Source organism: Selenomonas sp. F0473 (assembly GCF_000315545.1).
Lineage (GTDB): Bacteria > Bacillota > Negativicutes > Selenomonadales > Selenomonadaceae > Centipeda.
Genome location: NZ_JH992902.1, coordinates 1,686,786 through 1,708,665, shown reverse-complemented (window position 1 = coordinate 1,708,665; position 21,880 = coordinate 1,686,786). Strand labels below are relative to the sequence as shown.

17 protein-coding genes and 1 tRNA gene are annotated in these 21,880 nt (G+C 59.5%); 3 read left to right on the top strand and 15 right to left on the bottom strand.

Features of this window, described 5'->3' with window-relative positions; all coding sequences use genetic code 11:
• Positions 1-32 precede the first annotated feature (32 nt).
• The 5 genes from HMPREF9161_RS07780 to dhaL all read right to left on the bottom strand — a co-directional run bounded on the left by HMPREF9161_RS07780 (position 33) and on the right by dhaL (position 3,595).
• Positions 33-443 carry a rhodanese-like domain-containing protein gene (locus tag HMPREF9161_RS07780; RefSeq protein WP_009729125.1) on the bottom strand — a complete coding sequence of 137 codons (411 nt, stop codon included), beginning with the start codon at positions 441-443 and terminating at the stop codon, positions 33-35.
• 47 nt (positions 444-490) lie between these two features.
• Positions 491-1,246 carry a sulfite exporter TauE/SafE family protein gene (locus HMPREF9161_RS07775; RefSeq protein ID WP_009729124.1) on the bottom strand — a complete coding sequence of 252 codons (756 nt, stop codon included), beginning with the start codon at positions 1,244-1,246 and terminating at the stop codon, positions 491-493.
• A gap of 54 nt (positions 1,247-1,300) precedes the next feature.
• Positions 1,301-1,375: transfer RNA gene (locus HMPREF9161_RS07770), tRNA-Glu, on the bottom strand.
• Positions 1,376-1,455: 80 nt separating this feature from the next.
• Positions 1,456-2,931, bottom strand: a complete 1,476-nt coding sequence (gltX, locus tag HMPREF9161_RS07765) for a glutamate--tRNA ligase (RefSeq protein WP_009729123.1) — start codon at positions 2,929-2,931, stop codon at positions 1,456-1,458.
• 40 nt (positions 2,932-2,971) lie between these two features.
• The gene (dhaL, locus tag HMPREF9161_RS07760; RefSeq protein ID WP_051010581.1) at positions 2,972-3,595 is read right to left on the bottom strand and encodes a dihydroxyacetone kinase subunit DhaL; all 624 of its coding nucleotides are present in this window, start codon (positions 3,593-3,595) and stop codon (positions 2,972-2,974) included.
• Between the two features lie 542 nt (positions 3,596-4,137).
• Here dhaL and HMPREF9161_RS07755 point away from each other — a divergent pair.
• A complete protein-coding gene (locus HMPREF9161_RS07755; protein WP_009729121.1) occupies positions 4,138-6,687 on the top strand; it encodes a cell division FtsA domain-containing protein in 2,550 nt (849 codons plus the stop codon).
• A 60-nt stretch (positions 6,688-6,747) separates the two neighbouring features.
• Here HMPREF9161_RS07755 and HMPREF9161_RS07750 read toward each other — a convergent pair whose 3' ends face one another.
• Positions 6,748-7,407, bottom strand: a complete 660-nt coding sequence (locus HMPREF9161_RS07750; RefSeq protein WP_009729120.1) for a 3'-5' exonuclease — start codon at positions 7,405-7,407, stop codon at positions 6,748-6,750.
• A gap of 271 nt (positions 7,408-7,678) precedes the next feature.
• On the opposite strand from HMPREF9161_RS07750, the gene HMPREF9161_RS07745 reads away from it, so the two are divergent.
• Positions 7,679-8,878 (top strand): MFS transporter, encoded by a 1,200-nt coding sequence (locus HMPREF9161_RS07745; protein ID WP_037348679.1) that lies wholly within the window; start codon positions 7,679-7,681, stop codon positions 8,876-8,878.
• A gap of 50 nt (positions 8,879-8,928) precedes the next feature.
• On the opposite strand, the gene leuB is transcribed toward HMPREF9161_RS07745, so the two are convergent.
• From leuB to HMPREF9161_RS09900, 6 genes are all read right to left on the bottom strand, one after another.
• Positions 8,929-10,002 carry a 3-isopropylmalate dehydrogenase gene (gene leuB, locus HMPREF9161_RS07740; RefSeq protein WP_009729118.1) on the bottom strand — a complete coding sequence of 358 codons (1,074 nt, stop codon included), beginning with the start codon at positions 10,000-10,002 and terminating at the stop codon, positions 8,929-8,931.
• Positions 9,992-10,495 (bottom strand): 3-isopropylmalate dehydratase small subunit, encoded by a 504-nt coding sequence (locus HMPREF9161_RS07735; RefSeq protein WP_037348677.1) that lies wholly within the window; start codon positions 10,493-10,495, stop codon positions 9,992-9,994. The genes leuB and HMPREF9161_RS07735 overlap by 11 nt, the downstream gene beginning before the upstream one ends.
• Entirely contained in the window at positions 10,495-11,757 is a 1,263-nt protein-coding gene (leuC, locus tag HMPREF9161_RS07730) for a 3-isopropylmalate dehydratase large subunit (RefSeq protein WP_009729116.1), read from the bottom strand. Before leuC ends, HMPREF9161_RS07735 begins: the two co-directional genes overlap by 1 nt.
• 97 nt (positions 11,758-11,854) lie before the next feature.
• On the bottom strand, positions 11,855-12,871 hold the full coding sequence (ilvC, locus tag HMPREF9161_RS07725) for a ketol-acid reductoisomerase (RefSeq protein ID WP_009729115.1): 1,017 nt from the start codon (positions 12,869-12,871) through the stop codon (positions 11,855-11,857).
• The gene (ilvN, locus tag HMPREF9161_RS07720; protein ID WP_009729114.1) at positions 12,852-13,382 is read right to left on the bottom strand and encodes an acetolactate synthase small subunit; all 531 of its coding nucleotides are present in this window, start codon (positions 13,380-13,382) and stop codon (positions 12,852-12,854) included. Before ilvN ends, ilvC begins: the two co-directional genes overlap by 20 nt.
• Before the next feature lie 137 nt (positions 13,383-13,519).
• Positions 13,520-15,946 (bottom strand): hypothetical protein, encoded by a 2,427-nt coding sequence (locus HMPREF9161_RS09900; protein ID WP_009729113.1) that lies wholly within the window; start codon positions 15,944-15,946, stop codon positions 13,520-13,522.
• A 225-nt stretch (positions 15,947-16,171) separates the two neighbouring features.
• Here HMPREF9161_RS09900 and HMPREF9161_RS07710 point away from each other — a divergent pair, with 225 nt between their 5' ends.
• The gene (locus tag HMPREF9161_RS07710; RefSeq protein ID WP_009729112.1) at positions 16,172-17,272 is read left to right on the top strand and encodes an A/G-specific adenine glycosylase; all 1,101 of its coding nucleotides are present in this window, start codon (positions 16,172-16,174) and stop codon (positions 17,270-17,272) included.
• Here the strand turns inward: HMPREF9161_RS07710 and HMPREF9161_RS07705 are convergent.
• The 3 genes from HMPREF9161_RS07705 to HMPREF9161_RS07695 all read right to left on the bottom strand — a co-directional run bounded on the left by HMPREF9161_RS07705 (position 17,269) and on the right by HMPREF9161_RS07695 (position 21,682).
• A complete protein-coding gene (locus HMPREF9161_RS07705; protein ID WP_009729111.1) occupies positions 17,269-19,329 on the bottom strand; it encodes a TonB-dependent siderophore receptor in 2,061 nt (686 codons plus the stop codon). The genes HMPREF9161_RS07710 and HMPREF9161_RS07705 overlap by 4 nt on opposite strands.
• A 200-nt stretch (positions 19,330-19,529) precedes the next feature.
• Complete coding sequence (gene hutW / locus HMPREF9161_RS07700; protein WP_009729110.1) at positions 19,530-21,182, bottom strand: heme anaerobic degradation radical SAM methyltransferase ChuW/HutW; 1,653 nt, start codon at positions 21,180-21,182, stop codon at positions 19,530-19,532.
• Positions 21,179-21,682 carry a flavodoxin family protein gene (locus HMPREF9161_RS07695; RefSeq protein WP_009729109.1) on the bottom strand — a complete coding sequence of 168 codons (504 nt, stop codon included), beginning with the start codon at positions 21,680-21,682 and terminating at the stop codon, positions 21,179-21,181. Before HMPREF9161_RS07695 ends, hutW begins: the two co-directional genes overlap by 4 nt.
• Positions 21,683-21,880 lie beyond the last annotated feature (198 nt).

Sequence of the window (21,880 nt, the reverse complement as noted above, 5' to 3'; positions counted from 1 at the left end):
AGCAGTGACACAGCGATGCGCCAAAATCCCGGTCACCGTACGACTTCGCCGTGCCAGTCCTGAATGCCCCCCATCTCCACAATATTCGTATAACCCATCCGAGCAAGTTTGTCGGCGGCCTGCATACTGCGCGCTCCGCTGCGGCAGTAAACGAAGATCATCTGCCGCTTGTCGGGCAGTTCGGACGGCGGAGTTGTGCCGACGGTATCGAGCGGGATATTGACCGCATGGGGGATATGCCCCTCGGCATATTCCTGCGGCGTTCGCACATCGACGATCAGATAGCCAGTCTCTTTTTTCATCATTGCCTGCGCCTCGTCGCCCGTCACGCGGCGAAACGGGATTGTTTTCTCGCCGCCCTCTCCCTCCGCGGCGCCCTCTCCGCACCCGAACGCAGTCAATGCGGCGGCTGCCAGCAGAACCGCCGTAAATATTTTTTTCATACGAAATTCCCCCTCGCAGAATATAAATGCGGCAGAGCCGCCGTCTATCAAAATACAATCATGATCGCCCCGCCCGCCGCAGGGAGGGCGACAATGAAAAACCGCAGCACCGAGCGCGGCGCAAGATGCGTGAGTTTTGCCCCGAACCATGAGCCGACGGAAAGCGCCGTGAGCGTTTGCAGGAATATCATCAACTCAAACTGTCCGTAAAGGAGATAGCCGATGCCGCCGCTGATCGAGATCGGCACAATGATCATCATCGTCGTCCCGATCGCCTGCAGAAGCGGCACGCCGAACACGACCATAAGCGCGATCTGAATGTAGGCCGCCGATCCGATGCCGAACGCCCCCGCGAGGATGCCGCAGATCAGGCCCGTGGCGGTTCCATAGATATAAAGCCTGCGCCCTGTGAGCAGTTCCTCACGCACCCGGATCCGGCGCTCCAGCCACGCGGCACGATAGATGCGCAGATAGAGGAGCAGAGCGCTTGACTCGAGCATCATTCCGGTGAAGAAGCTAAGATTCCCGGATTCGATATGGTTCGATATCATCGCGCCGATGAGCGCCCCGACGAGCCCCCCTGCACCGATCACAGCCCCCGTGCGCGGCACGACCTCGCCCTCACGATAGTGGCTGAACGCCCCCGAAAGCGTCGTAAAGGCCATCGAGCCGAGGGCGACGGCGAGCGCTTGGTGAATCGGTACGCCGAATCCTACGACGAGCAGCGTGATGACGACTCCGCCGCCCCCCGCCCCGACGAAGCCGATGATCCCGCCGAGGATAAGCATGGACAGAAAGAGCATAACGATCCTACTCCAAAACAAAAAGGAGCCGCAAAGCAGCTCCCGGACGTTCGATGGTGACGCCTATGGGATTCGACCCCATGACCCCGCCGTGAGAGGGCGGTGTCTTAACCGCTTGACGAAGGCGCCACATATGTCAACAGGAGATACTATAGCATAGGGTCCGGTAAAAATCAAGCGTTTTTTCGCCGTGCATCCCGCGCGGCGACTCAGTGCAAGGCGCTCAGATGAGCGTGTGCGGCCCGCAGACGAGAAAGCCCTTCCTCCCGCCCGAGAATCGCAAGGATCTCCGTCGCGCCGCCTGGTGTCACCCGCCGTCCTGCGGCCGCAATGCGCAGCACCCACATAACGGTGCCCTTGCGCCATCCTTCACGCTCGATACACTCCTCGAGGAGCGCATAGAGGAGCTCGTTCTCCCAATGCGGGGCGGGGAGCGCCGCGAGGATCTCGATGAGCGCGGGCAGAAGCTCTGCCGCCGCCGCGGGCGTCACTTTGTTCCGCTTATTCTCATACAGGTCCGCATCAAAGGCGGGCGCCTCAATGAGGAATGCAATCTCCGGACGTACGTCGCCGAGCTTTGTTACGCGCGTTTTGAGGAGCGCCGCAATCTGCGGCCACCGCTCTTCCATGCGCGCGGGCAGTTCCCCCGCGAAGGGACGCGCCGCCGCCGCAAAGTCCTCGTCCGTCATCGCCTTGAAATACTCTCCGCTCATCCAGCCGAGCTTGTCGTAGTCGAATACGGCCGGTGATTTTGAAAGCCCTTCGAGCGAAAACTTCTCGATCAATTCGTCCATCGAAAAGACTTCCCGATTCGTCGTCTTCGGGCTCCAGCCGAGCAGGACCACATAATTGACGATGGCGGCGGCGGGATATCCCATTTCGACAAGGTCGTTGAAACTCGTCGCGCCGTGCCGCTTCGACAGCTTGCTCGTCTTGCCCGTCTCGTCCCGCCCCATCACGGGCGCGAGGTGGACGAACACGGGCGGCGTCCAACCGAACGCCTCGTAGAGCAGCACGTGCTTCGGCGTCGACGTGATGAACTCCGTGCCGCGGATGACATGCGAAATCATCATCAGACGATCGTCGACGACGTTGGCAAAGTTATAGGTCGGCATGCCGTCGCGCTTGAGGAGCACCTGATCCTCGAGCTCCGTATTCGAGATCGTGACGTTGCCGTGCAGAACGTCGTAAAACGTCGTCTCCCCCGTGAGCGGCATCTTTTGCCGGACGACGTACGCCTCGCCCCGCGCGAGACGCGCCGCGACCTCCTCCGGCGGGAGGTCGCGGCAGGTACGCGGATAGCCGCCGAACCCCTTGCCCTCCCCGGTGCCGGGCGCCTCTTCCGCATGGCTGCAGAAACAGCGATAGGCATGTCCCGTCTCGACGAGCTGCTCCGCGTATTTTTTATAGATGTCCATGCGCTCGCTCTGGACGTAAGGGCCGTATGCGCCGCCGATATCGTCGGGCCCCTCATCGGGGATGATGCCGGCCGCGTCGAGCGTGCGGCGGATAAAGGACACCGCATCCGCCACATAACGGCTGCGGTCGGTGTCCTCAATACGCAGGATGAACGTCCCGTCATTCGCGCGCGCGAAGAGATACGCATAGAGCGCCGTGCGCAGGTTGCCGATGTGCATGTACCCCGTGGGGCTCGGTGCAAAACGGGTGCGAATTCCGGTGTTCATCAAATCATTTCCTCTCACTTCGATCTCAATTTCGTCCCCTTCAGCCGCGGAGATAGCTGCACAGCGCGCGGAACATAATGAGCGAACTCATCGCGCCCGGATCCTCAATGCCGATGCTGCGCTCGCCGATGAGTGCCGCGCGGCCGCGCCGCGCGACGATGGTCTTCGTATACTCCGCGCCCTCACGGCCCGCGCTCAAGGCATCCTCGAGGCACTCGCGCAGGCTCTTGCCCTCCGCATTCTCGGGCAGAAACGCGTCGCGGATCGGGATGAGCGTGTCGAGCATGGTCTTGTCGCCGCGCTCGGCATGCCCGCGGCGCCGAATCGCCTCGATGCCGCACGTAAAGAGTTTCTCGAAACTCTTTACATCGAGCCGCGTCTGCGCGTTCACCGCCTCGCCGGCACGCACAAAGGCAATACCGTAGAGGGGCCCGGCCGCCCCGCCGACATTCTCGATGAAGGCGCGCCCCATCTGATGGAGCACATCTCCGAGCGGCGCATCCGGCGGGAGTTCCCTCATCCGTTCCTCCGCCTCGGTCACCCCGCGCGCCATGTTCAGTCCATGATCCCCGTCCCCGGATCTCGCATCCACCGCCGTCAGGTAGTCCTTCTGCGCCATAATCGCAGCGACGACCGCATCCACCGCATCGCGAACATTTGCCATCTCCGTCACACCATCTTTCTCGGGAAATTGAGAACATTCTATATTACCGTTCCCTATTATAGCACGGGAACCCGCACAGGAAAAGAGGGCGGTATAATTTCTGAATATATTTTCCGAAAACACAGATTTCATATTGTTATCGCAAATTCTTATTCCTCATTTGTCAAGTCTTGCGGCTTATTTTTTTTTATGCTATCATAATATAAAAGAAAGGTGCGCCTTCGATGTGCGTATGTCTTAGCAATGTCTAACCTACAGATCTTTTAGGGAACCCGAATTGATTCCGGTGGACGCGAAGCGCTTCGGCACAGGCGGAAGCCGGACTTAGGGTACCCACCTGCTTTACGCAGGTATAGACATATAAGGGATACGGCATTTCAGACCCCTCTCTTGTGGTCAGAACGGATCTGCCCGCGCGGCGGTTGCGTTCTGACCTTTTTGCATACGCCGGATGCATAACCCGGCAGGATTTTTTCAACGGGACACGAATTAACTATAGATAGTATACATTGCTTTAGATCGATTGGTCGGGGGAGACAGAAATGCCGGATTTGGAGAATATAAACGAAACGGTTCCTACGGCGAAGCAGCCGGCAAAACGGCGCGGCCGCCCGAAAAAACGCATAGAGGAGGAGCGCGGCGCATCCGCCGCAAAAAAACGCGGCCGTCCCAAAAAGGACGAGGCGGCGCCCGCCGCCCGCACGCCGCGCGGGGAGCGGCAGGCGGAGCTCGTCTTTGCCCTTGACATCGGCACGCGCAGCGTCATCGGCATCGTCGCCGAGCAGCGAGAAGGCGCCCTGCATATCCTCGCAACCGAGCGTATGGAGCATAAGACGCGCGCCATGCTCGACGGTCAGATCCACGATGTGCCGCAGGTCGCCGCGATCATCCGTGAGGTCAAGCGGCGTCTCACCGCGCGTACGGGGCCGCTGCATAGTGTCGCAGTCGCGGCCGCGGGACGCGCGCTCTACACGATGACCGCAGAGGCCGAGCAGGAAGTCGCGGGCACGATCACAGCCGCGCAGCAGCGCGATCTCGACTTCGCCGGCGTGCAGGAGGCGCAGAAAAAACTCGCCCACTCGCACACAGTGGACGATCCGACGCGTTACTACTGCGTCGGCTACAGTACGGTCCGCTATACGCTCGACGGCAACGACCTCAAGACGCTCGTCGGGCAGCGCGGCCGACGCGCGCAGGCGACCGTCATCGCGACCTTTCTCCCGCGCCAAGTCGTCGACTCTATGCAGTCGGCGCTGCGCGAGACGCATCTCGAGATGCGCGCGCTCACCCTCGAGCCGATCGCGGGCATCAACGTCCTCATCCCTCCCACGATGCGTCATCTGAACCTCGTCCTCGTCGACATCGGGGCGGGCACCTCCGACGTCGCGATTACGCGTGGCGGATCCGTCATCGCCTACGGCATGGTGCCGATGGCAGGCGACGAGATCACCGAGGCCATCTCGCGCGAATACCTCCTCGACTTCAACATCGCCGAGGACATCAAACGTAAGATCTCGGCCGGCCGGAACGTCTCCTTTACCGATATCCTCGGCATGAAACTCGAACTCACGGCCGATCAAGTGGTCGCCGCCGTGCGGCCGAGTGTGGCGCATCTCGCGGATGCGATTGCAAAGCAGGTTCTGGAACTCAACAGCGAACCGCCGCAGGCAGTCATGCTCGTCGGCGGAGGTTCCCTCACGCCCATGATACCGGAACTCGTCGCAGAGGCGCTGGGCATCCCCGCGGGCCGCGTTGCTGTGCGTCAGCCCGATGTCGTCGACGGCGTGGAGGAGCTCCCCGAGGAACTGCACGCCCCCGATGCGGTAACGCCGCTCGGTATCCTCAAGATCGCCTCGATCAACACGCTGCACTTCCTCGCGGTTTGGATCAACGACATCGAGTACAGCCTGTTCAATTTCCGTGAGCTCAACGTCTCCGACGCCCTGCTCGCGGCGGGCATCAGCCTGCGCAAGTACAACGGCCGCCCCGGCATGGGACTCGTGGTCACGATCGACGGCGAACGGCGCAGTTTCCCGGGCACGATGGGAACGCTTGCGCAGATTACGATCGACGGCAAAACCGCGGGGCTCGACTCCCCCATTCACGACGACTGCCGCATCAAGCTCGTTGCGGGCGAGGACGGCGCGCAGCCCGAGGTGCGCCTCGGCGATGCCGTCGACAATGCCGACGACTACGTAGTCACGCTGAACAATGCAGAACTCCGCGTTGCGGCAAGCATTCTCGTCAACGGCGTCCCCGCCGAAGACAATCCGCTCCTGCATGACGGCGACGTGATTACATCATCCCGTGAGCGCACGCTCGGCGAAGTTCTCCGCGGAGAGAATCTGCCGCCCGAGGGCAGATATATTTCCTATACGCTGAACGGCGAGGCGCGCCGTTTTTCCATACAGCCGAAGATCACGCTGAACGGCGCCCCTGCGGCGCCTTCAACCGCGCTCCGGGAAGGAGATGCGATCGCGTATGAGGAGGCCGCCGTTCCGACCCTCTCGTCCGTGCTCGGCCTCTCCGCCGCCCCGCATGCGACGATCACCTATGAGGGAAAAGAGCATGCGGTTCCCGCATCCGGATTTACCCTCACCCTCAACGGCCGGAAAGCGGCCCCGGACAGCATCGTCGAAGACGGCGCCGTCATCGTCTATCAAAAGGGCTCGGGCAGCGCCAACGTCAGCGAAGCGCTCCTTGCCGTCGGTTTTACCCCGCCGCCCGCAACGAGCCGCGTCACATTCGCCATCCTCGTCAACGGAGCCAAGGCGGACTTCACAAGTCCCATTAAGAACGGCGACACCCTCGCCGTCGAACTCAAACCGATCGTCCCGACGAGTGCCGCCGCAGTCCCGGCCAATCATACAAATGCGCCTGCGGCCAGCGCCATTCTCGGTTCGATTGCCGCCCGCGCGGAACTGACACAACCGACGCCGGACGGCGGCCCCGCCGCGCGTCCGCTCTTCGACGAGGAAACGCCCGCAGAGTCCAAGGCACGGCGCACACAGGCGGCGTCAACCGAAGATCCAACGGAAGCGGCTCAGCCCAGCGGCGCCGTCTCGATCGAGCCGCCCACGCGGCACGATTGATGCGCATAGAAAAGCACCCTGCCGATAACGGCAAGGTGCTTTTTGGTTTCAATGCAAAAGCTAGAGGTTGTTCTTCAGTTTTTCCAGATCCGGGAAGAGGTCGCCGATCGAATCGGAGAGGGCCGCGCTCGGCGCGAGGATTTCGAGCACGGGACGCATGGTCTCGCGGAACTTCTCGTCGTCCTGCATGAGCGCGAGTACGGCGCTCGTATTGATCGCGTCGGCAAGCGCGGAGTGCTGCGCGCCCTCGAAGCTCCGTCCCATCGCGCCGAGCGCATGCTTCAGCGCGAGACTGTTGTGCAGCCCCAGCCGGTCGTCAAACGCCTGCTGGAGATCCACCCAACGCGTGTCAAGCCAGTCCACATCGAAGTCCGGAACCTTCAGCCGGCATTCCTTATGCAGCTGCTTGATATCCGACATGCTCCACGAATAGATCTTCGTCTCCGAGGCGCCGATCCAGTCCACGAAGTTCCGAAAACTCTCGGCAAACACATGCTGGCCGTTGACCTTGTCCTGCGTGATGCCCGTCAGCTCCGTGATATGTTTCTTCACCGGCCCGTACTCGGGGCAGACATAGCACTGGAATTTATCCTCCTGCACAAATTTTTCATTCAGACGCACAGCGCCGATCTCGATGATCTCGCCGTTCAGTTTCCTGCGTATTTCTTTGTATTCCTTGCCGACCGGGTTCATCTCCAAATCTACGACGATGTGTTTCATGGACATTCCTTACTTTCGAAAAAACTGCCGCAAACGGTGCACGGCAGGGGGTGTTGCAGTATTCTTTGGCGCCTCCGGGCAGGCGCTTTTTAGAGAATTCTTAATGCAGACGAATCTGCATTTTAAGGACCGGATTTGGTTCGTTTTCGTTATCATAGCACAATGCCTACGGAAAATCAAGAAATAGGAAAAAGGTCCTTTCCCCTATTTCTTTTTCTGTAAAAAGTGCTAGAATAGCGGCAGCATTATTTTAGGAAAGGGTGTGCCTCCTATGAACTGGAAAGCCGCGCTGGCGCTGCTCACCTGCAATGTTCTCTTCATGTCCGCCAGCTACACGATGCTCATCCCGTTCCTGCCCATGTATCTGACGCTCGAGCTCGGCGTGGACGAGGCGTCCGTCAATCTGTGGGCGGGGATTACATTCTCCGTGACCTTCCTTGTCTCCGCGGTGATGGCGCCGATCTGGGGGCGCATTGCCGACCGCAAGGGCAAGCGCCTCATGGCGATGCGCGCGAGTTTCCTCATCGCCGTCAGTTACTTTCTCGGCGGCATTGTGCAGACGCCCGAACAGCTCGTCCTCGTGCGTCTCTTTCAGGGATTTGCCGCGGGTCTATGGCCGATGGATCTCGCCATCATAACGCTCTATGCGCCGCGCGAACGCCTCGGGCTCTGCCTCGGCATCATGCAGGGAACGCTGACCGCGGGCGGCGTTGTAGGGCCGCTCCTCGGCGGCATACTCGCGGAGGCGTTCGGCATGCGCACAAGCTTCTACATCGGTTCGCTCGCGCTCTTTATCAACTTCCTCGCATTTACCTTCATCATCAAGGAACCACCGGCTCCTGCGGACGATACGCCCGCCTCGGCCAAGGAAGCGAACCCGTGGCACCTTTGGCACATCCCCATCCTGCGCGCAATGATGATCGTCAGCACGCTGGCTCAAATGGTCATCTTTATCCTTCAGCCGGTTCTGACGACCTATATCAAATATCTCGCGGGAGATATCCGGAACGTCGTCCTCGCCGCGGGCGTCGTCTTTTCGCTCGGCGGCATCGCGGGCGCGGTTGCGGCGCCGCTTTGGGGCATCTTCGGCGCGCGGCGCAGCTATTTCGTCTCCATGTGTCTGGCAATGACGCTTGCGGGAACGCTATTGACGCTGCAGGGGATTCCCGAGACGCTCGTCCCCTTTGCCGTTATGCAGTTCGGCATCGGGCTTTGCGCCGCCGGCGTGCAGCCGTCCTTGAATGCCGTCATCGCGCAGCACACGCCGGCCCATCTCAAGGGGAGCGTCTTCGGTATGCTCTTTGCCGCGCAGCAGGTCGGCGGATTCACGGGACCGCTGCTCGGCGGCATTGTCGCGACCTATCTCGGGATGCACTTCCTGTTCCCGACGGCGGGCGCGATTCTGCTGACGCTTGCCGCATTCGTTTGGCGGCGGTATATCAAGAGGAAAGTCCCCGCCCCAAGTACGTAAATAAAAAGGGAATGTCCCGTGCGGACATTCCCTTTTTATTTATGTCATATCTAAAGATGCGATAAGACCGCGCCTGTCATTTCCTCCGTGCCGACTTTTTTGAGCCCCCTGCCCTCATTGTATATATCCGCCGTGCGCAGGCCGTCCGCAAGCGCCGCGTCGACTGCGGTCTCAATCGCTGCGGCAGCCGCCTCCTCATGCAGAGCGTAGCGCAGGAGCATCGCCGCCGAGAGAATCGTGCCGAGCGGGTTGGCGACGCCGCGCCCCGCGATGTCAGGCGCGCTGCCGTGGATCGGTTCAAAGAGGCTCGTCCCCGTGCCGATGGACGCCGACGGCATGAGCCCGATCGATCCGCCGATGACCGCCGCCTCGTCCGACAAAATATCGCCGAAGAGATTCCCCGTCACGATGACGTCGAACTGCGTCGGACGCACGGCGAGCTGCATCGCACAGTTGTCCACATAGAGATGAGAGAGTTCCACATCGCCGTATTCCGCCGCGAGTGCCGTCACCGTGCGCCGCCAGAGACGCGATGTCGCGAGCACATTCGCCTTGTCCACGGACGTGACCGCACCGCGCCGCAGTCGCGCCGTCTCGAACGCGAGCCGCGCGATGCGCTCCACCTCCGGGACGGAGTAATTCTCCATATCCCACGCGCGCTCTGCGCCGTCCACCTGCTCCGACTCGCATTTCTCCCCGAAGTAGATGCCGCCGATCAGCTCGCGCACGATCACGAGATCGACGCCGCACACAAGCTCCGGCCTGAGCGGCGAATGCTCGACGAGGGCATCCGCCACCTTCACGGGGCGCAGGTTCGCGTACAGCCCCAGTCCCTTGCGCAGCCCGAGGATCGCACGCTCGGGGCGCAGCTCCGGTGAAACGTCGTCCCATTTGGGACCGCCGACCGCGCCGAAGAGCACACCGTCCGACGCCTGACATGCGGCGAGCGTCTCCTCCGGGAGCGGCGTCCCATACCGGTCGTATGCCGTGCCGCCCGCGTCGCGCGTCTCATAGGTGAGTCCGAGCGCGTATTTCGCATCGACGGCTTTCAGCACCTTGACCGCCGCCGCCGTGATCTCGGCGCCGATGCCGTCGCCCGGCACGACCGCAATTTTATACGCCATGACGGAATCCTCCGTTCTCCTTGATATAGTTGAGAAGCCCGCCCGCCGCCGCGATCTCCTGCACAAAGCCCGGCAGAGGGTGCGCCCGGAACGTGTCGCCCGTCGTGAGATTCAGGATTTCGCCCGTCGCCGTATCGACGTGCAGACGGTCGCCCGCGCTGATCTTCTCCACATCGTCGCCGATCTCAAGCAGAGGCAGTCCGATGTTGATGCCGTTGCGGTAGAAGATGCGTGCAAAACTCGCCGCAATGACGACGGGAACGCCCGACGCCGCAATCGAAATCGGCGCGTGCTCGCGCGAGGAGCCGCAGCCGAAGTTCCGCCCGCCGACCATGATGTCCCCCGCCGCGACGTTTTTCGCAAACGTCGTGTCGATGTCCTCCATGCAGTGCGCCGCGAGCGCTTTCGGTTCAAACGTGTTGAGATAGCGCGCGGGGATGATGACGTCCGTGTCGATGTTGTCGCCGTAGCGCCAGACCTTTCCCTCAAACATCATCTCACCTCCTCGGGCGCGGCAATCCGCCCCAGTATCGCGCTCGCCGCCGCGACGTGCGGTCCCGCGAGATAGACCTCGCTGTCCACATGCCCCATGCGCCCGCGGAAATTGCGGTTCGTCGTCGAGACGCAGCGCTCGCCCGCCGCGAGGATGCCCATGTAGCCGCCCAGACAGGGGCCGCAGGTCGGCGTTGAGACCGCCGCGCCCGCCTCCATGAAGATTTCCAGATAGCCGCGCCGCATTGACTCTTGATAAACCCACGGTGACCCGGGGATGACGATGCAGCGGACGTTCGGATGCACCGTATGCCCCTTCAGAATCTCCGCCGCGATCTCCATATCCTCAAGCCGCCCGTTCGTGCACGATCCGATGACAACCTGATCAATGGGAACTTCCTCTGTGAGATCCATCACGCGCCGCGTATTCTCCGGCAGATGCGGGAACGCGACCACGGGGCGCAGCGCGCTGAGATCGATCTCCACCGTCTGCACATACGATGCGTCGGGGTCGGCCGCGGCAGGCATGTAGTCCGCCGTCATGCGCCCCGCGACATAGTCCCTGCACACATCGTCATAGGGGAAGATGCCGTTCTTCGCCCCCGCCTCGATCGCCATATTCGCAATCGTCAGGCGGTCGGTCATCGTGAGATCGGCGACCCCCTCGCCCGTGAACTCAAGGCTCCGATAGAGCGCGCCGTCCACACCGATCATCCCGATGAGCGTCAGAATCACGTCCTTGCCGCTGATATCCGCAGGTTTTTCGCCCGTCAGATGCACATTGATCGCCTCGGGCACCTTGAACCACGCCTCGCCCGTCGCCATGCCGACCGCGAGATCGGTCGTGCCGACGCCCGTCGAGAACCCATTCACCGCACCGTAGGTGCAGGTATGCGAATCTGCGCCGATCGTGAGCATCCCGGGACCCACGATCCCCTTTTCCGGCAGGAGCACATGCTCGATGCCGACGCGCCCCTGCTCGTAGTAGTGCAGGATGTTGTGCTTGCGCGCAAAGTCGCGCATAATCTTCGCCAGCTCCGAGGACTTGATATCCTTTGCGGGCTGGAAATGATCGGGAATCAGCGCGATTTTCTCCCGATCAAAGACGGGTCTGCCCGTCTTTTCAAACTCTTTGATGGACGGCGGTCCCGTCACATCGTTCGCGAGCACCATGTCGAGCCGGCACGTAACGAGCTGCCCCGCCTCCACATGATCCAGCCCCGCATGGCGCGCAAGAATCTTTTCGCTCATATTCATGCCCACGGATGAACCTCCTAAAATAATACAAAAGAGGAGGCCGCGCACAGCGGCTTCCCCCTCTGATTTGCCCGTATCGCATCCCCCGAGAGGTGCGGATTCCTTAGTCCTTGCGCAGATCGGCGCCGTCCTTCAGCCACGACATCATGCCGCGCAGCTCCTTGCCGACCGTCTCGATCGGGTGCTCCGCGTGGATGCGGCGCTCCGCAAGGAAGTTCGCACGCCCGGCGGCGTTGTTCTCCGTGAGCCACTGACGCGCGAACGTGCCGTCCTGGATCTCGCCGAGCACGCGCTTCATCTCCGCCTTCGTCTCGTCCGTGATGATGCGCGGACCGCGCGTGTAGTCGCCGTACTCCGCCGTATCGGAGATGGATTTGCGCATCTTTGCCATGCCGCCCTCATACATGAGGTCGACGATGAGCTTCATCTCGTGGAAGCACTCGAAATACGCGATCTCCGGCTGATAGCCCGCCTCGCAGAGCGTCTCGAAGCCCTTCTGAATGAGATGCGTCACGCCGCCGCAGAGCACGACCTGCTCGCCGAAGAGATCGGTCTCCGTCTCCTCCTTGAACGTCGTCTGGATGACGCCCGCACGCGTGCCGCCGATGCCGCGCGCATACGCGAGCGCGAGGTCAAAGCAGCGCCCCGTCGCATCCCGGCCAATCGCGAACACATCCGGCACGCCGCCGCCCTCGCGGAACGTGCGGCGCACGAGGTGCCCCGGCCCCTTCGGTGCGACCATGAACACGTCGATATCGTCCGCCGGGACAATCTGATTGAAATGGATATTGAAGCCGTGCGCAAACGCGAGTGCGCTGCCGGACTTCAGATGCGGCGCAATCTCGCTGCGGTAGAGCGCCGCCTGCTTTTCATCCGGAATGAGGATCATCGTGACGTCCGCAGCTTTGACTGCCTCCGCCACGGGGAGTACCTTCAGGCCGTCCTCGGCGGCGATTTTCGCCGACTTCGAACCGGCATAGAGCCCGACGACGACATTCACGCCGCTGTCCTTGAGGTTCAGCGCATGCGCATGCCCCTGGCTGCCGTAGCCGATGACCGCAACCGTTTTTCCCTCGAGTACGCTCCAGTCGACGTCCTGATCATAGTAAGTTTTTGCCATAGTACGCACGCTCCTCACAGTGTTCGTAAATTGTATGTTCCCCGCGCTCGAGCGCAATCAGCCCCGTGCGGATGACCTCGACGATGCCGTAGGGCTGCAGCACCTTGAGGAACGCCGTCACCTTGTCGTCGCCGCCCGTGATCTCAAAGATGATCGACCCCGCGTCCACATCGACGACGTGCGCGCGGAACAGCTCGCCCATCTTCAGCACGTCGAGACGATTCGTATCCTCCGCGCGCACCTTGATCATCGTCATGCCGCGGCACGCCGCGCCCTTTTCATCGAGCCGCTGAACGGCGCGCACCACGGGCATTTTCTCGAGCTGCTTGATCATCTGCTCCACGAGATTCTCATCCCCGTGCACCACCACCGTGATGCGCGAGAACGCCGGCGACTCCGTCACGCCGACCGACAGGCTGTCGATGTTGAACTCGCGCCGCGAGAACATACTCGCCACACGCACGAGAACGCCCGTCTGATTCTCTACAAAAACAGACAGAATATGCTTCATCACGCCGGACTCCTCTCTGTCTGCCGCGCAGATACGCCTCCGCGGGAAAACTCTTTCATTATCGCGCCGCCGCCGCTGTTTGTCAATGATTTTTTTAGCCCGGGCAGCGCCGAAAAGCAGGGAATATTTCCCGCGTGTCAGTCCGGAAGATCCTTAATAAACCGCCACAGGTACAAATCCTCCTGAAAACGCATATCAACCTTTGGGAAACGAATCGGATAGCGCGACATCCCCCGCGTCAAAATCTCCTCGAGATTTTCATTGAACTCATCCTCCGTTATGATAAGTTGATATTTCTTGAGCCGCTCCTCCAACTCTTTTCGATATGAGGGATCCTCCACAAAGCGGTGCAGCGCCGCCCTGCACTCCTCGAAATCCGTGAAGAATACGCCGAGGTCCTCTTCATGAAAGAGCAGTCCTGCACTCCCCGCATAGGGATCAAGCAGGAACGGCGGGCGCCCGGCAAGCGCCGCATACTGCGTCATCAAGCCGCCCATCTGCGGGCTCGTATTGAGGTACATATCCACATGCCGGAGCAGCTGAAACAGATCTTTACGCTCCGCCGTGTGGAACACGCGCCCCGGATACGCCGCCATGAGTTCCTTTAGATCTGTATCGTCGCCGTAGCCCGCATACCACAGCTTCGCCTGCGGGAACGCGGCAAGAAGGGAGCCGACCAGCCGATAATACGTTTTCTCCGGATCGATGCTCTTATACAGGAACCCGCCTGTAAATATGATAAAGTCGTTCTCCGCACGTTCGAAGGGATAGCCTGCAAACGGCTCGTCGCGGTCGATAATGGGATAATACGGCTGCTTGCGGAGCTTTTCCGGTGCGATGCCGCGATGATCCCGCGAGAGAGCGGCGCCGAAATCACGGAACTCCAGACATACATCGAAAGCATTCACCCCGAGCCAGAATGCATGATCCGTCAGATTGATCTGATAGCGTTTCATCGCCCCCTCAAAACGCATGAATGCCAAGATACCGCTGACATCGTACGGCGTCGTATAGAGAAAACCGATCGTCGGGCGGAACGCCGCCATCACGCGGCACAAATCACGGTAGCGCGCGGTATGGGGCTCTGCCTTCAGCCAGTAAATCTGCGCATCGCAGCCGAGCAATATGCTCTCGAGCATATTGAGACGCCCCTGTGCCTCAGCGTTCGTGACGTAAAGAATGTCCGCGTCCATCTTGGAGAGAGCGCGCAGATATATCGCCGCAAGACCTCTCGTCTCTATACCAAAAGCATCATAAAAGACAATACGCGCTCGCGCGCTCTTTTCATAGGCAGGCTTTCCTTCAGGCAGCCGCCTAAGAATCTGCTGCAGATATCCCTCCAATTGCACATCCGTATAAAACTGATTGTAGTAGTAGATATCCTCTGCAATATTCCTGATGCGGTGCATCGCGTCCTCTATCTTTTCAGACAGCAGCAAATTCCCAATAAACGTCTTACATTCTGCGATCTCACGCGCTAGACGCTCCTCTTTACCGGTAAATGAAGGCGTAGAGAGAATTTGTACGAGAGCGGAGCGAGAACTCTCGCCATGCGCTCTTTCCTCATCTCGCAGCGCCGTCCCTAGGATATCTCCGGGGCATCGGGCAAAGAGTATCGCCGCATCGTCCATTCCATAACGAATGACAGTCCCCGTGTCAGCCGCATAGTCCACACATTGAGAGGAAATGTCTTCCTTCGTCGTAATGAACACATCCGCCTGGCGCAGTGCGGGAAACGAAAAGGCCCCCTCTGTTTCATGCGTAAAAACAAGCGGCGCATCGCCCCCGCGTGCCGCAAGGGCCTCACCAATCTGTGCCGTCTGCATAGAGCAGTCCTTCGACTGTTGGAGCGCAAGCAGCAGCCCCACGCGATCCCGCGCATGATAGGTCTGCAAATAGGATAGGATCACATTCTGCCAAACGGCTTCTCCCGAAGCGAAATCTGGCACGAAATAATAGATCTTATATCCGTCCGCCCGAAGCCCTCGCATCATATCGGCCGTCTCATCCGTCGGTTCATTTTCGGACGGCACGGAAAATTCCGCGATAAAGCGCACCGGATCTTTCAGCAGCGCCAGATTCTCCTTGATCTTTTCCTCCGGCCAGTTCCACCACTTAATGGCTTGCAGCGCGCGAATGGTCTCCTCGTCAAAACGGTATTTGACGACGCGCGCCGGATTGCCGACCATAACGGCATAGGGCGGCACATCCTTTGCGATAACAGCTCCCGCCCCGATCACAGCGCCGTTGCCGATGCGGACGCCGCCGAGGATGGTCACGTCGCAGCCGATCCACACGTCGTTGCCGACAATGATTTGCTTGCGGTTGACATGGTCGTAATGATTGAGCTTTGTCTCATCGCTACGTATGAGATCATCAAATGGATACGTCGTGACTTGATTCGTATCGTGATTGAGTCCAATCTCAAATGTAATTCTATGTCCCAAGGAAGAATAGCGTCCGATCAGCACATGACACTCTATCCCGCCGACTTCAAAGTTCGCATTCACCATATAGGAACCTGGGCCAAACGTCATCGCCGTATACCGCTGCTCATCATCCATATGGAGTTTTCTCACATATGGTGAAAACTCCGCGAAATTGAATTCCCTAATCAAGGCCGTTCATCCCTTCCGCTCTTATATGATCATCTCTCGCGCCTATGCATAACGTAATTCACGCAATTGATTTTATCATAGATTCGACGGCGATACTATATTTTTATTGTTTTCTTTTTCGCCTATATTTTTCAGGTCTATATGATAAAATAAAATAAAGGAGAGTTTTGAATGAACATACAACTTTGGGCGGGCGGCTCTGTCTTCGCCTCCCTCTGCGATATACTGCTGACATGGCGAAAGTCCGCGCCCGACACGCGCGACCTGCCGTGGCGCGACGAACCGACGCCGTACCATGTGTGGATCTCTGAGATCATGCTCCAGCAGACGCGGGCAAACGTTGTCCGCGGTTATTACCTGCGCTTTCTCGATGCCCTGCCAACGGTACGCGATCTCGCCGCCGTCGATGACGACGCGCTGATGAAACTGTGGCAGGGCCTCGGCTACTACAGCCGCGCGCGCAACCTCAAACGCGCCGCGCAGGTCATTGTGAAAGAACACGGCGGAAACCTCCCCGACGACTTTGACGCGCTCCTCGCTCTGCCCGGTATCGGACGGTATACCGCAAGCGCGATTTCATCATTTGCCTACGGCCGTCCATGCCCCGCCGTCGACGGCAACTTCCTCCGCGTCGCCGCGCGTGTGACGGCCAATCCCATCGACATCGCCAAGGATGCGGCGAAACGCGCGCTCGAGGAGGCGCTCCGCCCCTCCTATCCCGGAGGAACGGACGCGGGGCTCCTCAACGAGGCGTTCATGGATCTCGGCGCAACCGTCTGCCTGCCGAACGGCACGCCGCTCTGCCGAGCCTGCCCCGCCGTCCGTCTCTGCCTCGCGCACGACCGCGGCGCACAGCTCGACTATCCCGTCAAAAGCGCGCTCAAAGCGCGGCGAAAGGAACACCGCACCGTCCTGCTCCTGCGGCGCGGCGATCGCTGCGCCATACAAAAAAGACCCGCGCGGGGACTCCTCGCGGGTCTTTGGGAATATCCGAATGCGGAAGGGAAATGGTCCAAGCGTAAAGTGCTGGAATATCTTGCGGCGGAGGGATTCGCCGTCCGCTCCATCGCCCCGCTCCCGTCCGCCCGCCATGTCTTCACCCACATCGAGTGGAACCTCACGGGCTGGGAGATCTGCGTCGCCGACACAGACGACGCGCCGCCCCGCGCCGCTGGGGGAGACGAGCCGTCCGCCCTCCTGTGGGTGCGCCGCGAAGAGCTCGCGGATACTTACGGCATCCCGGCCGCGTTCGGGTACTTTACGCCGCGTTAGAACGTCATGTTGACCCCGCCGCGCCAAATGCGGCCGTCGTAATAGAGCGTCGTATTTTCCTCGTTGAGCAGGTTGTTCACGCCGAAGTAGGCGCTCAAGTGATCGTTGATCTTTTTGTTGACGACCAGGTTGAGCACCGTCGCGGAGGTATTCTTTTTCACCGCCGTGTTTCCGCGCCCCTCCGCGTAGTAGTAGTCGCCCAGCCAATCGTTCCAGAGGACGCCGCTCCACCCGTGCTTAAAGTCGTCGTAGATGAGCTGCAGCGAGAGTTTGTGCCGCGCTCGTCCGGTCAGCCGATCCCCCGTCATATCGTTCTTGGCATCGAGATAGGTATAGGTGGACCGCAGCGTAAACTTATCCCCAAGCCGCTGCCTGCCCTCGAACTCGATACCCTGCAGCGTCGCCTTATCGACATTTTCATAATGTCCGACGTTGCGGATTGCGATCGGATGCGGCGGCGGCGGTGTGAATGACATAATCACTCTGCTTACGGTATTTAGATTGATCAGGTCGTCCACCTTATTGTGGAAGTAGGTTATTTTCCCCGCGTTGCGTTTTCCTTCCGCTTCAAAGCTGAGGTCAAAGTTGACCGCCTTCTCGGGCTTCAGGTTCGGATTCCCGTCGATATGAACCTGCATCGGTACGAGCCTCGCCCCCATGCGCGCAACTGCGGGCACATGATCCCAGTGCATATAGAGTTCGCTTGCCGTGGGCGCGCGGTATGCCGAGCCGACATTCATCTTGACGCGGCTGCGGTCGCTGAGACGGTAGGTCGTACCAAGCTGCGCCGTCACCTCGCTGCCGAATTTATTATTGTGGTCCCAACGCACGGACGGCACGACGTAAAGGCGTTTGTTCGCACGCCATTCGTCCTGCAGATACAGCGCGGCGTAATTAAGGTTCGCCTTCGACTCGTTTTTCGAAATGCCGTTCCTCGTGACGGTATGTCCTCCGCCCACGTCGATACGGGTGCTCTCGTTCTCTTCTTTCCGATACTCGCCGCCGAAAGTGAGTTTGTGATCCTCACCGAGGTTCCAGGTGCGCTTACCGTCCGCAATATAGGAATGGAAGACCATATCGTCAAAGTCCGAGAGCACGCCGTTCGATCGCAGATGAGTCTCTTGTTTTTTATCAAAGCGGATATAGTAAACCTGCATCTCGTACGTGCCCCTGCGATCCTCCCCCGCATAGCGCAGCCCTGTCGAATACCGTTTATGACTATAGTCCACAGTGCCCGGATTGGATCTATAGTTGCCGCCCGTCTGCGTCACGGCCTCGGACTTCTGATCCAGATCTTCGTTCATGTAGCTGAAGAAGAAGTCCATATGCTTACGCGCCGCGATATCCATCCGCCCGTCTATATTGAAATAGTATTTTTTCCCATATTGATTGGAAACGGTCTCCCTGCCGCGTTCACGGATATCGGCCACTTTGAAACTCGTGCGCCATGCCCATTTCCCCGTCTTGCCGAAGTCGAGGGATATGCCGCCGTCCTTTTGCCGGCTCGTCCAATCGGCGGAAACGCCGACCTGTTTTTTCTCGGGATGTTTGCGGATGATATTGATGACGCCGCCCAGCGCTTCCGAGCCGTACAGGGAGCTGACGGAACCGCGGACGATCTCAATGCGCTCCACATCGTCCATGTTGACGCGCTGCAGCTCATAGTAATTCGCCGTCTGGCTCGTATCCTCCGTGCGTATGCGCCGCCCGTCGACGAGGATCAGCGTCTGGTTGGTGCTCATACCGCGCAGCGCTGCCTGGTTCCCGACCATGCCGTTTTCCGTCACATCAAGTCCGACGGTGAGTGCGAGCGCCTGCGCAAGCGTCTCCGCGCCGAGGCGGTCGATATCCTCGCGCGTGACGACCTCAACCGCAGCGGGCGCGTCCTTGACGTTTTGCTCCGTGCGCGAAGCCGTGACAATAACATCGTCCAATTCGTATACGGGCATGCTCTCATCCTCGGCCGCCTGCGCCGCGTGAAAGGGCGCCGCTGTGAGCGCGCCTAGAACAGCCGCCGTCAGCAACGCGCGGCGACGGCCGGAACAATGTCTTCCCATAGAAGAGCACCTCTTTTCTAAAAGTTAAAATAAACGATATCACCATTATAGCATTGATAAAATAAAAACGAAATATATTTTCATTCTCTTTTTTTATTTCTAAACATTTCGCGTTCATCTCCCGCCAACTTTTGAAAAACAACAGCCCGCCGATATTTGTAGTAGACAAATATCGGCGGGCTGTTTCTATATAAAATACACTACACAGCTTTTCCTATATCGCGCGCGGGCGTGTGCATAACGGTGTTGATATCCGGGCCGTCGGCCGCGGCGGCGCGCTCCTTTTCCCTGCTCTTTTCGATGAGATTCTTCAGCATCTGCATATGCGGGTGGTTCTCCAGCTCCGGCGACGGTTTTCCCTGCAGCGCCGCCGCCATCTGCGGGGGCATGCCGTCGGGGAACATCGCCTCAAGCATGGCGCGGACGTCCTTCGGGATCATATCCTGCAGGGCGACGTTCTCCTTGCGGAGCTTCACCTCATCCTCCTGCGTGAGCGCGTACGCTTCGAGGAAGCCCTGAATGAGGTTGTCATGCCAGAATTCGCCCGCGAGCGTCAGCCGGAATCCCGTCTCTGTCCGCGTGACAAGACCGTTCTCCGCCCATGCGGCAAAGATCGGCGCCATCTCCGCGAGAAGATCGACGCCATATTTCTTCTCAAAATACGGTGCGTAGAAATATCGGTGCTCAATCTGATCGCCGATCTCACTGTGCATGCGGTGCTCATCGGCCTGCTCCCCCATAAACTGAAAGGGCTTCCTTCCCTCTTCGGCCATCTTCTCATAGGGAGCGAGACCGCCGTGGTTGCGCCACATCATTTGGCCGATGAAGCCGCCCGCGCCCGATCCGAATGCGAGGACGTCGTTGCCGCGCTTTGCAAGCGTGTTATAAATGCTGCGCTCGCGGTGATCCGTCGCCCAATGGGTGGTATCGATACGGCGCACCGTCGGGTTCGCATTGAGGATCTCAACGCCGCGTGCGAAGTATTCGGACTGTTCCTCTGTCGTCGGGAGCATCGGGAGGTCGCCCGACTTGATGCGTGCCGCAAGCTCACTCGCGGGGAATACGTTCAGCTGATAGAGGTCGCCGCCGGCGATGCCGATCTCGAACTGCGCGCGCACATCGTTCTCCCAGACCTCCATCGACTGATACGGCAGCCCATAGATGAGGTCGGCAATGACGACCGCACCCTGCCGCTCGACCATGCGGCGCAGCGTTGCAACAACCGTGTCATGGTCGTCAATGCGCCCAATCGACTGCCGCACGCGCGTATCAAAAGACTGTACGCCAAGGGAAAAACGGTTGATACCAGCCTTCATCGCCGCCTCGACCTTGCTCTCCGTCAGGTCATGGATGCGCCCCTCGAGCGTGATTTCGCAGTCGCTCGTGAGCGGCAGGCGCGCCCGCACCGCGCGCACAAGACGAGTAAGATCTGCATCGGAGAGCGCGGTCGGCGTCCCGCCACCGAAGAACACCGCTTGAAACGGCGCGCCCTGCACATAGGGCGTCTCAGCCGCCGCGTCCAGCTCCTCTAGGAGAACATCGACATACCGGTGTGCCGCCTCTTCCTTCGTATAGTTCTGGAAGAACCCGCAGTAGCTGCATTTCTTATCGCAGAACGGGATGTGGATATACGCCGCGCGCTCATCCGCAGGGTCGGGCGTCTGCGCCATGAGGTCTTTCCACACCTGCGCCTGCTCCGCTTTATCCATAATCATGCGCTTGCCGCCCGCACCCGGGTGCACCACGCGCTTTTTTGTAAAGGCACGGCCGAGCGGGTTCTCCGACTTTGTCCCGAGCAGCCAGCCGCGCGCCTCTGCGGAGAGCGCGCTCAGCTTCGTCTCTATACTGTTCATGCGAGCGCCTCCTTTGCCGCATGAATGACCCTGTCAAAATCCGCCGCATCCGGATGAGACGACGCCGCCGCCCAGCGGGCCGCGTTCTCCTCCGTATAGGCGTGCACATTGTCCTTCGGCATACTCTTGAACATCTCGATGATCATCGGATCGATCGCGCCCTGCACAAGGACTGCGCCGAGAATCTCATTCGATGGATCGAACAGCGCCTTGATATTCTCGATGCACTTCGCACCGTGTTCCGAATCCGGCTCCGCACCGAGCGTGCCGTAGAGGAATACCCTGCGTCCGCGCAGCGTCTCGATATATTTGCGCGCCGCCGCATCCGCGGTGCCGCGGTCAATCCATACGCCGATGCAGAGATCGGCGGTGTCCGAAATCCCCACCGTATCCTTTACGCTGTGGTAGGTCGCCCCGAGCGCCTCCGCGAGATGCTCCGCGACCTTTTTTGTGTTCCCCGTACGCGAGGAATAGACGACTGCAATATCTTGATTTCGCATGATGGATTCTCCCTGTATATCAATCAATATGAATATCTTGTATTCTTAATTCACCCGTATCATACCGCAAGGTATTTAAAAAATCAAGTGGTTTTTACGATTTTCATAAACAAAAATTATGAACCATGTTCATAATTCTCACAGCAGACCCGTCGGCTAATATAAATAGATAGTCTCTATCAACTATATCGGAAGATA